The sequence below is a fragment of the Faecalimonas sp. LCP19S3_D12 genome (genome assembly GCF_052121495.1).
Lineage (GTDB): Bacteria > Bacillota > Clostridia > Lachnospirales > Lachnospiraceae > Faecalimonas.
On sequence record NZ_JBQKED010000001.1, the window covers coordinates 1 to 13,506 of the forward strand.

Below are 13,506 nucleotides of genomic sequence, written 5' to 3' on the forward strand. Positions count from 1 at the left end.
AGTTAGGATGGATGAGTCCTGTTCAATACAGGCTCCATCTTCTAGCTGCATAAAGAAAAACGAGACGACCGAAGTCGTCTCGTGAAAGTCTAACTTTGAGGGGTCACCTCAGATTGCAGTCTCTTTTCTATTCCTCTTTTACACTAATTCAAGAAGAACTTCCATAGCGGCATCACCTTTACGTAAACCGATTTTTACGATTCTTGTGTAACCACCGTTACGGTTCTCATATTTAGGAGCGATCTCTGTGAATAATTTTTCCACTAAATCAACTTCTTTTGCACTTCTCTTCTTTCCATCTTTTACTTCAACTACAGGATAAAGAACTTTTAACATTTGTCTTCTTGCATGTAATCTTGAAGGCATATCTTTTTTGATTGTTTTTTCCACTTCATCATAAACAGTAACTTTTTTACCATCTACAACTTCTTTTACTCTCTTACCGTCTTTGTCTTTACGAGCAACTTTTGCCATAACTTTTACTTCTTCAAAGTTATCTTTTTCTTTTACAGCTAAAGCGATAAGACCTTCAGCAACTTTGCGAATCTCTTTTGCTTTTGCTTCTGTTGTAACGATTTTACCGTTGTTAAGTAAAGCTGTTACCTGATTTCTGATTAATGCTTTTCTTTGGCTTGATGTTCTGCCAAGCTTTCTATATTTTGCCATAATAATTATCCTCCATTTGACACGTGGTTATGCTTCTTCGGGCTTACTAGCCATGTGCTGTCTCAGCACTCATCGGGTTTACCTGAGACATCATTTTAATTTATAAGGTAGTTCTTTTTATTCCTCTCCTTGACTCAATTCCAAGCCAAGTTCTTTTAATTTCGCTAATACTTCTTCTAAAGATTTACGTCCAAGATTACGTACTTTCATCATATCTTCAGGAGTTCTATTAGTTAACTCTTCAACTGTATTGATTCCTGCTCTCTTCAGACAGTTATATGAACGAACAGAAAGTTCTAATTCATCAATACTCATCTCAAGCACTTTTTCTTTTTCATCGTCTTCTTTTTCAATCATAACTTCTGCTGCCTGAGCAACTTCAGATAAATCGATGAATAATCTTAAGTGTTCGTTGAGCACTTTGGCTGCAAGACTGACTGCTTCGTCCGGAAGTAATGTACCATTTGTATATACATCAAGTGTCAGCTTATCATAATCTGTAATCTGACCAACACGTGTATTCTCCACTGTGAGATTCACACGTTCTACCGGTGTATAGATAGAATCAATCGGAATTACTGCAATCGGTAAATCCTCTTTTTTATTCTTATCCGCACTCACATAACCTCTGCCTTTTGCAATTGTTAGTTCCATGTACAATTTACTGTCAGCTCCGCCATTCAGAGTCGCAATAACTGCGTCCTGATTCATTATTTCAATATCCGGATCCACCTGAATATCAGCTGCAGTAACTACACCTTCACCTTCAAACTCAATGTAAGCAGTCTTTGGTTCGTCTGTTTCCGAAGTATTTTTGATAGCTAATGATTTTAAATTCATTACAATCTCAGTAACATCTTCTTTTACTCCCGGAATTGAACTGAACTCATGTAAGACTCCTTCGATTTTCACCTGACTGATTGCAGCTCCCGGCAATGAAGAAAGCATAATTCTTCTCAAAGAGTTACCAAGTGTTGTTCCATAACCTCTCTCTAAAGGCTCTACAACAAATCTTCCGTATTTCTTATCTTCTGAAATCTCAGTAATTTCAATATTTGGTTTATTAAAATCAAACACTACAAAGCCCCTCCTTTTGGGTTATTAAAGTATTGAGGGTGAATCAGTTTCTAAATAATCCTAGGGATTATTTAGAATATAATTCGACAATCAACATCTCGTCTACAGGAACATCGATAACTTCTCTTGTAGGAAGTTCTTTTACAGTTCCCTGAAGGCCTTCTGCATTCACATCTAACCATTCTGGAACCAATCTTCCACCTGTTACTTCTAAGATATCTTTATATCTCTGTGAACCTTTGTGTTTTTCTTTGATTTCGATAACATCTCCAGCTTTTACTAAGTAAGATGGGATATTCACTTGTTTACCATTTACTAATACATGTTTGTGGTCAACAATTTGTCTTGCTTCTTTTCTTGTTCTTGCGAATCCCATACGGAATACAACATTGTCTAATCTTGACTCAAGAAGAATCATAAGATTTTCACCTGTCATACCGTTCATTTTAGAAGCTTTTGCAAAGTAATTTCTAAATGGTTTTTCTAAAACGCCATAGATAAATTTCGCTTTTTGTTTTTCGCGTAATTGAAGTCCATATTCGCTCATTTTTCTATTAGCTCTTTTTAATTGTCTGTTAGATTTTTTATCGATTCCTAAATAGATTGGATCCATACCAAGTGATCTACATCTTTTAAGAACTGGAACTCTATTTACTGCCATGTTCTATATCCTCCTATTACACTCTTCTACGTTTTGGTGGGCGACATCCGTTATGTGGAACCGGAGTCACATCTTTGATACTTGTTACATCGATACCGCATGCCTGCAATGCACGGATCGCTGCCTCTCTACCAGAACCTGGTCCTTTTACCATAACGTCTACGGATTTAAGACCATGTACTAATGCTGCTTTAGCTGCTGTCTCAGCTGCCATCTGAGCTGCATAAGGAGTAGATTTTCTTGAACCTCTGAATCCTAGACCACCAGCACTTGCCCATGAAAGAGCATTTCCCTGAGCATCTGTTAATGTTACGATTGTATTATTAAAAGATGATTGAATGTGTGCTTGTCCGCGTTCAACGTTTTTCTTGACACGTTTCTTTGTCACTTTTTTTGTAACTTTTTTAGCCATTTAAACTAACCTACTTTCTTTGTTTTTGTTATATTGTTTCTTTTCATAAGGTAGTTCTTCTTACTAAATTCGTGCTTCGGTACTCCTCGCACTCATTAAGTTCCGAAGAACAAAGTTCGCACTAACCTCAAGCTGCGTTTAACAACTTGCTTTCGCTAAGTGCTCTACTTTTTCTTATTTGCAACAGTTCTCTTAGGACCTTTTCTTGTTCTTGCGTTTGTCTTTGTCTTCTGACCGCGAACAGGAAGTCCTTTTCTATGACGAATACCACGGTAGCATCCGATTTCCTGTAATCTCTTGATGTTTAAAGCAATCTCTCTACGAAGATCACCTTCTACCTGATAGCTTTCATCGATAACAGCACTGATCTGTTTTACTTCTTCGTCTGTTAAGTCTCTACAACGAGTATCTGGATTTACTCCAGCTGCCTCCAAAATTTTTGTTGCGCTTACTCTACCGATTCCGTAGATGTAAGTCAAACCGATTTCTACACGTTTGTCTCTTGGTAAGTCTACACCAGCAATACGAGCCATGTAATTTTCCTCCATCTTGAATTTTAGTAAATAAATAACTGCAGCCCGATAAAATATCGTCTGAAATGTGTGCAGATATTTATTCCCATTGGTTAATATTGTCTCAAATTGGGGTACATCATAACGTACCCAGCTGCTAGATACTACAGCCTTTCCCGGAAATGACACCGGGTATTATAAGCAATATACATCGAGGAATAGTTTCCCTGTATATTAATAGTGCTTCCACACCGCCTGGCGTGTCACACTACAGCCGCCTAAATAATGTTTGTGCTCTCACGCACAAAATCGACAACGATAATTATCCTTGTCTTTGTTTGTGTTTCGGATTTTCACAGATTACTCTGATGCTTCCTTTTCTTTTAATGATTTTGCATTTTTCGCAAATTGGTTTAACTGATGATCTAACCTTCACGTCAAATCCTCCTTTCATCCACTGCTTTGCCTGTATTTACCACGTTTTCTAATATTAAATACTAGAAAACGTTCGTTTTACATTATAGCATTATTTTTTATTTAAAGTCAATACTTTTTTATTTATCTCTCCAAGTAATTCTTCCTTTTGTCAAATCATACGGAGACAGTTCTAAAGTTACTTTATCTCCCGGCAGGATCTTGATAAAGTTTGTGCGCAGTTTCCCACTAATATGCGCTAATACCTGGTGACCATTTTCTAATTCTACTTTAAACATTGCATTGGGTAATTTTTCTACTACTGTTCCTTCAATTTCAATTACATCAGCTTTTGACATTTCTAATTCCTCCCTGTTTCCTTATCAAATAATTTTAGTATTCGCTTTATTGCAACATCATCAAGCCCGGACAACTCATGTTTTTCACAAATGAGCTGTACATGTTTCTTTTTCTTCTTTTTCGGGTTCTCTAGTTTTCTGCTGGAACCATCCATCAAATATACATATGTTTCATCTACCTGAAATATTACATATACATGTCCTTTATCATGTCCTGCTTTGGATCTTGCAAGCATTCCAATTTCATATCTTTCCATACTGCATCCTCTTTTACTTCGATAAGGTCAAAAGTATTGGTTCGTCTTCTGTAATCAGCACCGTATTTTCATAGTGTGCTGACAGCGAACCGTCCCTTGTCACAACTGTCCAATCGTCGTCCAACCAGTCAACTGCATAACCCCCGATATTGATCATTGGTTCTATCGCCAGAGTCATTCCTTTTCGAAGTTTTATTCCTTTTCGATCCATTTCGTAATTTGGTATTTCAGGAGCCTCATGTAGCTTTGCACCGATACCATGTCCGCATAGATCCCGGACAATACCATATCCATGTTCTTTTGCATGTCTTCCTATTGCAGAAGAAATCTCAAATAGATGGTTACCCTCTTTTGCATATTTTATGCCCTCAAAGAAACATTCTCTTGTCACTTGGATCAAGTCCTTTGCCTCTTTGCTGATCTCTCCGATTCCATGGGTTCTCGCCGCATCTGAATGGTAACCTTTATGGATAACTCCTGCATCCAAACCTACAATATCTCCTTCTTTCAGGACTTTTTTAGCACTTGGAATTCCGTGAACAACTTCATCATTTACAGAAACACAGATCGATGCCGGATACCCGTTATAGTTCAAAAAAGAAGGCTCGCATCCATAGCTGCGTATAATCTCTTCCCCCAAACGGTCAATATCAAGTGTTGTCATTCCCGGATGTAATGCTTTCCCCAATTCATCGTGAACGATCTCCAAGATTCTTCCGGCTTCCTTCATCAATTCAATTTCTCTTGCTGATTTTATTGTAACTGGCATAACGTTTACGCTCCCAACACGTTTACGATAGCAGCAAATACCTCATCAATATCTACAGTACCATCTACTTCTACTAAAATATTTTTTTCTGTATAATAATCAATCAATGGCTGTGTCTGTTCATGATATACATTCAGACGTTTCTGTACTGTCTCCGGCTTGTCATCTTCTCTTAAGATCAATTCTCCATGACAGTTATCGCATATATTTTCTTCTTTTGTAGGTGCATATACAATATGATATGTAGCACCGCAGTCCACACATGCTCTGCGTCCTGACATGCGGCGGACAATATTTTCATCTGGAACTTCCACATTGATCGCGAAGTCCATCGCCTCTCCCATCGCTGCCAAAGCTTTGTCAAGAGCCTCTGCTTGAGGAATAGTTCTCGGGAAACCATCTAAGACATAACCATTACTGCAATCATCCTGTTTCACGCGGTCTACAACCAAGTCTACAACAAGTTCATCCGGCACTAAAAGTCCCTGATCCATATATGTCTTTGCTTTCTTTCCAAGCTCTGTCCCATTCTTAATATTTGCTCTAAAAATATCTCCTGTAGAGATATGAGGAATCGAATACTTTTCAGCAATTTTCTTTGCCTGTGTCCCTTTTCCCGCACCAGGTGCACCTAACATTATAATTTTCATATGCTCTCCTCCATAAAAACATCTATATAGCATTTTAACTCGCTGAACTTCTCTCATACCAAGACTGAAATTCAACGAGCTAAATGCTAAACAATTACTTGCCTACATATATTTTTTAGTATCCAAGGAAACTGTTACTGCTTACAGAACCTTTTCCACTATTTAAAAATCCTTTATAGTTACGTACAAGCATCTGTGATTCTATTTGTTTCAACGTCTCTAATACAACACCCACAATGATGATGATAGAAGTTCCACCAAATGAAACCTGTGCTCCCAATACTCCGTTAAAGAAGAATGGAACTACCTGCACAATTACTAACCCAATAGCACCTATAAAAATAATATATCTCAAAATCTTTGCTAAGTAATCTACAGTTGGTTTTCCCGGTCTGATACCTGGAATAAATCCACCGCTCTTTTTCATATTATTCGCAATTTCCAGTGGGTTAAATGTGATTGATGTATAAAAATATGCAAACAAAATTGTCAAAATAATATATACAATCAATCCCCATGAATATTTAATATTCTCTGGATTACACCAGTTATTTGAGTTCAATCCCTTTAAAATCTCACTTCCAATACCATCCCCATCACCTTTTCCAAGGAATGATGCAATTACGATTGGAAACTGCATTAAAGAAGATGCAAAAATAACTGGAATTACTCCTGCTGTATTCACTTTCAACGGAATGAATGTAGACTGACCACCTACGCTCTTTCTTCCCTGAATTTTCTGTGAATACTGAACTGCAATTTTTCTCTGTCCATCTTGAAGGAAGATAACAAATACAACAACAAGGATAATAATCGCTGCAATAATCAAAGCGGCTAGTCCAGCTGTTGCAAGACTTTTCCCCTTCATAAACTGGTTATATAATGTGTTGAAATCATCTGGAATACGTGAAAGAATGTTGATTAACAATACAATAGAAATACCATTTCCAACACCTTTCTCTGTAATTCTCTCACCAATCCACATTAAGAATGCGGAACCAGCTGTCAAAGTAAGAACTACAATTGCTGCATTCACAAAATTATATTCCACAAGTAATCCGCTGCGTCCGAATCCAACTGCCATAGCGGTTGACTGAATCAAAGCTAAAAGAACTGTCACATAACGCGTAAATGCTGCAATTTTCTTTCTTCCTTCTTCACCGTCTTTTTGCATCTCTTCCAATTTTGGAATTGCAATTGTAAGCAGCTGCATAATAATTGACGATGTAATATACGGCGTAATACTCAAAGCGAATATTGACATTTGTTCAAATGAACCGCCTGTGAAAGCGTTAAAAAAGTTAAACGCTTCCCCAGTCTGATTTGCAAAGAAATTTTGAATAAATGTTGGATCTACTCCCGGTGTCGGCAGTTGCGATCCAAGTCTAACAACGACCAGCATTGCAAATGTATAGAAAATTTTCTTTCGAATTTCTTCTATTTGGAATGCTTTCCGAAATGTCTTTAACATTAGATCACCTCAGCTTTTCCACCAAGACTTTCAATTTTAGCTGCTGCACTTGCACTAAATGCATTTGCCTGAACTGTAAGTTTCTTAGTTAATTCTCCGTTTCCAAGAATTTTCACTCCATCTCTAGGATTCTTCACAATACCTGCCTCAATGAGAGTCTCTACTGAAACAACTGTATCGTTATCGAATACCTCTAATGCACTTACGTTAATACCAACGATCTCTTTTGTATTTCTATTAGTGAAACCTCTTTTTGGTATTCTTCTATATAATGGCATCTGTCCACCTTCGAAACCTGGTCTTGTGCCGCCTGAACGTGCTTTCTGACCTTTGTGTCCTTTTCCGGCAGTCTTACCATTTCCAGAACCGTGTCCACGGCCTCTTCTGAAATTATCACTATGTTTTGATCCTTCTGCTGGTCTTAAGTTTGATAAGTCCATCGTGACACCTCCTTATCTTTTTCTTATACTTCTTCTACTTTTACTAAATGTCTTACCTGTTGTACCATTCCTCTTGTTGCAGCGTTGTCTGGTAAAACAACTGTTTTGTTCAGTTTTTTAAGACCTAAAGCTTCAACTGTTTTTTTGTGTTTTGGTACAGCACCGATTGTAGATTTTACTAATGTAACTTTTAAATTTGCCATTTTCAATCTCCTCCTTAGCCTAAGATCTCTTCTACAGATTTACCGCGAAGCTTAGCTACTTCTTCTGGAGTCTTGATCTGACTTAATCCATTAATTGTAGCAAGTACTACGTTTTGTTTATTGTTAGATCCCAATGATTTTGTACGGATGTTTTTGATACCTGCAAGCTCAATTACCGCACGAGCCGGTCCTCCGGCGATAACTCCAGTACCTTCCGGAGCTTTTTTCAGTAATACTGAAGCACTTCCGAATTTACCAATCAAATCATGTGTAATACTTTCGTTTTCATCTAAGGAAACAGAAATGAGTTTTTTCATAGCATCTTCTTTTCCTTTGCGGATTGCTTCCGGAATTTCAGTAGCTTTTCCTAAACCTGCACCAACATGGCCATTTCCATCACCAACAACTACTAAAGCTGTGAATCTGAAGTTACGACCACCCTTAACAACTTTTGTTACACGTTTGATTGATACCACTTTTTCTGTTAGTTCTAATTGACTAGCATCAATACGATTTTGTTTCATGTGTGTTCCTCCTCCTAGAATTCTAATCCAGCTTCTCTAGCTGCATCTGCTAACGCTTTGATTTTTCCCTGGTAGATAAATCCACCTCTGTCAAAGACAACAGTGTTAATACCTTTTTCAATTGCTTTTTTAGCAATTACAGTTCCCAAATATGCTGCTGCATCAACGTTGTTAGTTTTTTCTAATTCTGCTTTTACATCTTTCTGTACAGTAGATGCTGATACCAGAGTAGTTCCAACTGTATCGTCAATAATTTGAGCATACATATGATTATTACTTCTAAACACAGCTAAACGTGGTCTTTCAGCAGTTCCGCTGAAACGGTTACGTAATTTTCTATGTTTGTTTACACGAACTTCGCTTCTTGATTTTTTACTAACCATCTTCACACTCTCCTTAATTATTTTTTACCAGTCTTACCAACTTTACGTCTAATAACTTCATCAGCATATTTAATACCTTTACCTTTGTATGGTTCTGGTCTTCTCTTATCTCTGATTTCAGCTGCGTATTGGCCTACTTTTTCTTTATCGATACCTTTTACAGTAATTTTGTTCTGTCCGTCAAGTACTGTCTCAACACCTTCTGGATCAATCATTTCTACTGGATGAGAGTATCCTAAGTTTAATGTTAATTTGTTTCCTGATTTTGCGGCTCTGTAACCAACACCGTTTACTTCAAGAACTTTTTCATATCCCTGAGTAACACCAACAACCATGTTGTTGATCAGTGTTCTTGTAAGACCGTGTAAAGCTTTCATTTTCTTTAAATCACTTGGTCTCGTTACTACAACTTCTTCGCCTTCTTTTTTGATTTCCATCTCTACTGGAAGTTCTCTTACAAGAGTTCCTTTTGGACCTGTTACAGTCACTTTGTTATTCTCAGCGATTTCAACAGTTACACCTGCTGGAATTGCTACTGGCAGTCTTCCTATACGTGACATACCCTTACCTCCTACACTTAAATTTTCGGAGAAGCGGCTATGGCTTCTCTGTTTTCAGTTGCTTTCGGGCTACCAAACAAATGCTAAAACTTCTCCACCTACGTTAAGTTTTCTAGCTTCTTTATCTGTAATAACACCCTGATTTGTTGAAATGATAGCTGTTCCAAGTCCGCCTAAAACTCTTGGAAGTTCGTCTCTATTTGCATATACACGAAGTCCTGGTTTAGAAATTCTCTTAAGACCTGTAATAACTTTTTCATTCTTATCAGCACCGTATTTTAATGTGATACGGATTGTCTTAAAGCTTCCGTCTTCTACGATGTCATATTTTGTAATGTATCCTTCGTTTAAAAGAATATCAGCGATAGCGATTTTCATTTTGGACGCTGGAACATCTACTGTATCATGTTTAGCAGTGTTTGCATTACGAATTCTTGTAAGCATATCTGCGATTGGATCACTCATAGTCATTTGAAGTTGCCTCCTTATTCTTTGCTTTTATTGTTACATCCTTCAGATGCAGCCGGAGAAAACCGACCACTTCTACTACGGATATCCTAGTTCTTCACTAAGTTACGGAAGTTCTTTTCACTAAGCTCGACAATACCTCGCCAAGTTCAAAGAACGGTCTTCGTACTAAATTCGTGCTACTGCACTCATTAAGTGCTCAGTACCTACCAACTAGCTTTTTTCACTCCTGGAATTTGTCCTTTGTAAGCTAATTCACGGAAACATACTCTGCAGATTCCGTATTTTCTTAAATATGCATGTGGACGACCACAGATTCTACAACGATTGTACTCTCTAGTAGAGAATTTTTGTTTACGTTGTTGTTTGATTTTCATAGATGTTTTTGCCATGAAATATTTCCTCCCTACTATTTTGTAAATGGCATATTGAACTGAGTCAACAATTCGCGAGCTTCTTCGTCTGTCTTAGCTGTTGTAACAAAGATTACGTCCATACCTCTTACTTTATCAACCTTATCGTATTCGATTTCAGGGAAGATTAATTGTTCTTTGATACCAAGAGCATAGTTACCTCTTCCATCAAATGCGTTAGGATTAACACCTCTAAAGTCACGTACACGAGGTAATGCTAAGTTAATCAGACGATCAACGAACTCATACATTTTTTCTCCTCTTAATGTAACTTTACATCCGATAGCCATACCTTCTCTAAGTTTGAAGTTAGCTACTGATTTTTTCGCTTTTGTAAGAACCGCTTTCTGACCTGCAATTTTCTCAAGGTCAGCTACAGCTGATTCTAAAACTTTGTGATTATCTTTTGCTTCGCCAACACCCATGTTGATAACAACTTTATCAAGTTTTGGCACTTCCATAATATTTTTATAACCAAATTTTTTGATCATTGCGTCAACGATCTCGTTCTGGTATTGTTCTTTCAGTCTACTCAAAGTTTATTTCCTCCTTCCTTAGATTAGTCAATAACTTCGCCTGTTGATTTTGCAACACGTACTTTTTTATCTCCATCCATTTTGAAGCCTACTCTTGTAGCTTTTCCTTTATGAAGATACATTACGTTAGATGCATCAATAGGTCCTTCTTGATGAATGATGCCACCATTCTGATTAGCAGCACTTGGTTTTGTGTGCTTTGTCAGCATGTTTACACCTTCAACTAATACTGTGTTATCTTTTTTATTAACAGCAATTACTTTGCCTTCTTTATCTTTATCTTTTCCAGCGATTACTTTAACAGTATCACCTTTTTTGATTTTCATAGTTGACATCCTTTGGCACCTCCTTATAGTACTTCCGGAGCTAATGAAACAATCTTCATAAATTGTTTATCGCGAAGCTCTCTTGCTACTGGTCCAAAAATACGAGTTCCTCTTGGGTTTTTGTCATCTTTAATAATTACAGCAGCATTTTCATCAAATCTGATGTATGAACCGTCTTTACGACGAGTTTTGTTTACTGTACGAACAACTACAGCTTTTACCACATCACCTTTTTTAACAACGCCACCTGGTGTTGCATCTTTAACAGAAGCAACGATTACATCACCGATGTTTGCATATCTTCTAGTAGAACCACCTAACACACGAATGCAAAGTAATTCTTTCGCACCTGTATTATCTGCTACTTTAAGTCTACTTTCTTGCTGTATCATGCAGGTAAACCTCCTTCAATACTATTTTACTTTTTCCATAACTTCAACAAGTCTCCATCTTTTATCTTTTGATAATGGTCTTGTCTCCATAACTTTTACTTTGTCACCGATGTTGCATTCATTTGCTTCATCATGTGCTTTCAATTTATATGTTCTCTTTACGATCTTGTTGTAAAGAGGATGTTTAACGTGGTCTTCAACTGCAACTACAATAGTTTTATCCATTTTGTTGCTGATAACTTTACCAACACGTGTTTTTCTTAAATTTCTTTCCACAGTTTTGCTCCTTTCACAATTTTCAACACAATCTCATTATTATTCAGCTTTAGAAGCTTCTGTAATAACTGTCTGAATTCTAGCAATATTTCTTCTTACTTCTTTAATTCTGCTTGTGTTTTCTAATTGATTTGTTGCGTTTTGGAATCTTAAGTTAAAAAGTTCCTTTTTAGCAGCTACTAATTCTTCGTTTAATTCTGCAACTGATTTTCCTTTTAAATCTTTTACAAATGTATTAATTTTCACTGTTATCACCGCCTTCTAAATCTTCGCGAGAAACGATCTTACATTTACAAGGTAATTTGTGCATAGCAAGACGTAATGCTTCACGAGCTACTTCTTCAGGTACTCCTGAAAGTTCAAACATTACACGTCCTGGTTTTACAACTGCTACCCAGTATTCAAGAGTTCCTTTACCAGAACCCATACGTGTTTCAGCTGGTTTCGTAGTTACAGGTTTATCAGGGAATATTTTAATCCAAACTTTACCACCACGTTTGATGTAACGTGTCATCGCAATACGGGCAGCTTCAATCTGGTTTGAACGGATCCAGCATGGTTCCATTGCAACAATACCATATTCACCATTTGTGATTTTATTTCCACGTAAAGCTTTTCCTTTCATAGAACCACGGAATTGTTTACGACGTTTTACTCTTTTAGGCATTAACATAATTATTTATCGCTCCCTTCCTTAGTTGCTTTCGTTGGAAGAACTTCGCCTTTATAAATCCAAACTTTCACACCTACTTTACCGTAAGTTGTGTCTGCTTCAGCGAATCCATAATCAATATCAGCTCTAAGTGTCTGAAGTGGAATAGTTCCTTCGCTGTAGAACTCTGTACGAGCCATATCAGCTCCACCTAAACGTCCTGATACTGCTGTTTTGATACCAAGTGCTCCAGATTTCATTGTTCTTGACATGCAAGATTTCATAGCACGTCTGAAAGAGATACGGTTCTCTAACTGTAATGCAATGTTTTCAGCTACTAACTGAGCATCTTTATCTGGTCTTTTGATTTCTTTGATATCAACAACTAATTTTTTATCTGTGAACTGTTGAAGTTCTTTTTTCACTTTTTCAATCTCAGCTCCACCTTTACCGATTACAACACCCGGTTTTGCTGTGTAGATGATGATTTTCACACGGTCAGAAGCTCTTTCGATCTCAATCTTAGAAACTCCTGCGCTGTATAATTTCTTTTTCAGAAATGTTCTGATTTTATGATCTTCTACTAAATAATCTGCAAATTTATCTTCTGCATACCATTTAGAGTCCCAATCTTTGATAACACCGACTCTCAAGCCATGAGGATTAACTTTCTGTCCCATTATTGCCCTCCTTATCTTTCATTCAGCACTAAAGTAATGTGGCTCATTCTCTTTTCGATTCTGTAAGCTCTACCCTGTGCTCTCGGTTTAATTCTCTTCATTGTTGGTCCCTTGTTTGCGTAACATTCTTCAATGTAAAGGTTCTCAACATTCATACCGTTGTTGTTCTCAGCGTTTGCAATTGCTGATTCTAATAATTTCTTTATTAAGCTAGAAGCATATCTTGGATTGTATGTTAAAATACCAAGTGCTGTTTGTACATCCTTACCTCTGATGGCGTCTAATACGAAACATGCTTTCTGAACAGAAACTCTAGCGTAAGATAACTTAGCTGATGGTCTAGTGTCCTTATTTGCATTTCTCTCTCTTTTGATCTGGGATCTATGTCCTTTTGCCATGGATGAA

Annotated in this window: 26 protein-coding genes; all 26 read right to left on the bottom strand. The window is 37.2% G+C overall.

Features of this window, described 5'->3' with window-relative positions:
• Positions 1–138 precede the first annotated feature (138 nt).
• Entirely contained in the window at positions 139–666 is a 528-nt protein-coding gene (locus ACTQXY_RS00005; protein WP_441657762.1) for a bL17 family ribosomal protein, read from the bottom strand.
• A 117-nt stretch (positions 667–783) separates the two neighbouring features.
• A complete protein-coding gene (locus ACTQXY_RS00010) occupies positions 784–1,743 on the bottom strand; it encodes a DNA-directed RNA polymerase subunit alpha (RefSeq protein WP_441657763.1) in 960 nt (319 codons plus the stop codon).
• Positions 1,744–1,810: 67 nt separating this feature from the next.
• A complete protein-coding gene (gene rpsD, locus ACTQXY_RS00015; protein WP_004611909.1) occupies positions 1,811–2,404 on the bottom strand; it encodes a 30S ribosomal protein S4 in 594 nt (197 codons plus the stop codon).
• Between the two features lie 16 nt (positions 2,405–2,420).
• Positions 2,421–2,816 (bottom strand): 30S ribosomal protein S11, encoded by a 396-nt coding sequence (rpsK, locus tag ACTQXY_RS00020; RefSeq protein ID WP_004607272.1) that lies wholly within the window; start codon positions 2,814–2,816, stop codon positions 2,421–2,423.
• A gap of 164 nt (positions 2,817–2,980) precedes the next feature.
• Positions 2,981–3,349: a 30S ribosomal protein S13 gene (gene rpsM, locus ACTQXY_RS00025; protein ID WP_022250477.1), complete on the bottom strand. Its 369-nt coding sequence runs from the start codon at positions 3,347–3,349 to the stop codon at positions 2,981–2,983.
• Positions 3,350–3,650: 301 nt separating this feature from the next.
• Complete coding sequence (gene rpmJ / locus ACTQXY_RS00030; protein ID WP_003497809.1) at positions 3,651–3,764, bottom strand: 50S ribosomal protein L36; 114 nt, start codon at positions 3,762–3,764, stop codon at positions 3,651–3,653.
• A 118-nt stretch (positions 3,765–3,882) separates the two neighbouring features.
• Positions 3,883–4,101, bottom strand: a complete 219-nt coding sequence (infA, locus tag ACTQXY_RS00035; RefSeq protein WP_004611906.1) for a translation initiation factor IF-1 — start codon at positions 4,099–4,101, stop codon at positions 3,883–3,885.
• A 2-nt stretch (positions 4,102–4,103) separates the two neighbouring features.
• On the bottom strand, positions 4,104–4,358 hold the full coding sequence (locus ACTQXY_RS00040; RefSeq protein WP_441657764.1) for a KOW domain-containing RNA-binding protein: 255 nt from the start codon (positions 4,356–4,358) through the stop codon (positions 4,104–4,106).
• A gap of 13 nt (positions 4,359–4,371) precedes the next feature.
• Positions 4,372–5,127, bottom strand: a complete 756-nt coding sequence (gene map / locus ACTQXY_RS00045; RefSeq protein ID WP_441657765.1) for a type I methionyl aminopeptidase — start codon at positions 5,125–5,127, stop codon at positions 4,372–4,374.
• A 5-nt stretch (positions 5,128–5,132) separates the two neighbouring features.
• The gene (locus ACTQXY_RS00050) at positions 5,133–5,777 is read right to left on the bottom strand and encodes an adenylate kinase (protein WP_441657766.1); all 645 of its coding nucleotides are present in this window, start codon (positions 5,775–5,777) and stop codon (positions 5,133–5,135) included.
• Positions 5,778–5,892: 115 nt separating this feature from the next.
• Positions 5,893–7,248, bottom strand: coding sequence for a preprotein translocase subunit SecY (secY, locus tag ACTQXY_RS00055; protein ID WP_441657767.1), 1,356 nt, complete (start codon positions 7,246–7,248; stop codon positions 5,893–5,895).
• A complete protein-coding gene (gene rplO, locus ACTQXY_RS00060; RefSeq protein ID WP_441657768.1) occupies positions 7,248–7,688 on the bottom strand; it encodes a 50S ribosomal protein L15 in 441 nt (146 codons plus the stop codon). The genes secY and rplO overlap by 1 nt, the downstream gene beginning before the upstream one ends.
• A gap of 23 nt (positions 7,689–7,711) precedes the next feature.
• Entirely contained in the window at positions 7,712–7,891 is a 180-nt protein-coding gene (gene rpmD, locus ACTQXY_RS00065) for a 50S ribosomal protein L30 (RefSeq protein WP_004611900.1), read from the bottom strand.
• Between the two features lie 14 nt (positions 7,892–7,905).
• The gene (gene rpsE / locus ACTQXY_RS00070) at positions 7,906–8,415 is read right to left on the bottom strand and encodes a 30S ribosomal protein S5 (protein WP_004611899.1); all 510 of its coding nucleotides are present in this window, start codon (positions 8,413–8,415) and stop codon (positions 7,906–7,908) included.
• A gap of 14 nt (positions 8,416–8,429) precedes the next feature.
• Positions 8,430–8,798: a 50S ribosomal protein L18 gene (gene rplR / locus ACTQXY_RS00075; RefSeq protein ID WP_004611898.1), complete on the bottom strand. Its 369-nt coding sequence runs from the start codon at positions 8,796–8,798 to the stop codon at positions 8,430–8,432.
• Between the two features lie 17 nt (positions 8,799–8,815).
• Positions 8,816–9,358: a 50S ribosomal protein L6 gene (gene rplF, locus ACTQXY_RS00080; protein WP_004611897.1), complete on the bottom strand. Its 543-nt coding sequence runs from the start codon at positions 9,356–9,358 to the stop codon at positions 8,816–8,818.
• 69 nt (positions 9,359–9,427) lie between these two features.
• Positions 9,428–9,829 (bottom strand): 30S ribosomal protein S8, encoded by a 402-nt coding sequence (gene rpsH, locus ACTQXY_RS00085; RefSeq protein WP_441657769.1) that lies wholly within the window; start codon positions 9,827–9,829, stop codon positions 9,428–9,430.
• A 203-nt stretch (positions 9,830–10,032) separates the two neighbouring features.
• The gene (locus tag ACTQXY_RS00090) at positions 10,033–10,218 is read right to left on the bottom strand and encodes a type Z 30S ribosomal protein S14 (RefSeq protein WP_004611895.1); all 186 of its coding nucleotides are present in this window, start codon (positions 10,216–10,218) and stop codon (positions 10,033–10,035) included.
• 17 nt (positions 10,219–10,235) lie between these two features.
• Complete coding sequence (gene rplE, locus ACTQXY_RS00095) at positions 10,236–10,775, bottom strand: 50S ribosomal protein L5 (RefSeq protein WP_004611894.1); 540 nt, start codon at positions 10,773–10,775, stop codon at positions 10,236–10,238.
• A 23-nt stretch (positions 10,776–10,798) separates the two neighbouring features.
• Positions 10,799–11,110, bottom strand: a complete 312-nt coding sequence (rplX, locus tag ACTQXY_RS00100; protein ID WP_441657770.1) for a 50S ribosomal protein L24 — start codon at positions 11,108–11,110, stop codon at positions 10,799–10,801.
• A gap of 14 nt (positions 11,111–11,124) precedes the next feature.
• Complete coding sequence (gene rplN, locus ACTQXY_RS00105) at positions 11,125–11,493, bottom strand: 50S ribosomal protein L14 (protein WP_441657771.1); 369 nt, start codon at positions 11,491–11,493, stop codon at positions 11,125–11,127.
• Between the two features lie 21 nt (positions 11,494–11,514).
• Positions 11,515–11,769 (bottom strand): 30S ribosomal protein S17, encoded by a 255-nt coding sequence (gene rpsQ, locus ACTQXY_RS00110; protein ID WP_004611891.1) that lies wholly within the window; start codon positions 11,767–11,769, stop codon positions 11,515–11,517.
• A 39-nt stretch (positions 11,770–11,808) separates the two neighbouring features.
• On the bottom strand, positions 11,809–12,015 hold the full coding sequence (gene rpmC / locus ACTQXY_RS00115; RefSeq protein ID WP_441657772.1) for a 50S ribosomal protein L29: 207 nt from the start codon (positions 12,013–12,015) through the stop codon (positions 11,809–11,811).
• The gene (rplP, locus tag ACTQXY_RS00120) at positions 12,005–12,442 is read right to left on the bottom strand and encodes a 50S ribosomal protein L16 (RefSeq protein WP_004611889.1); all 438 of its coding nucleotides are present in this window, start codon (positions 12,440–12,442) and stop codon (positions 12,005–12,007) included. The genes rpmC and rplP overlap by 11 nt, the downstream gene beginning before the upstream one ends.
• A 2-nt stretch (positions 12,443–12,444) precedes the next feature.
• Complete coding sequence (rpsC, locus tag ACTQXY_RS00125; protein ID WP_004611888.1) at positions 12,445–13,101, bottom strand: 30S ribosomal protein S3; 657 nt, start codon at positions 13,099–13,101, stop codon at positions 12,445–12,447.
• Between the two features lie 11 nt (positions 13,102–13,112).
• The gene (gene rplV, locus ACTQXY_RS00130; protein ID WP_004611887.1) at positions 13,113–13,499 is read right to left on the bottom strand and encodes a 50S ribosomal protein L22; all 387 of its coding nucleotides are present in this window, start codon (positions 13,497–13,499) and stop codon (positions 13,113–13,115) included.
• Positions 13,500–13,506 lie beyond the last annotated feature (7 nt).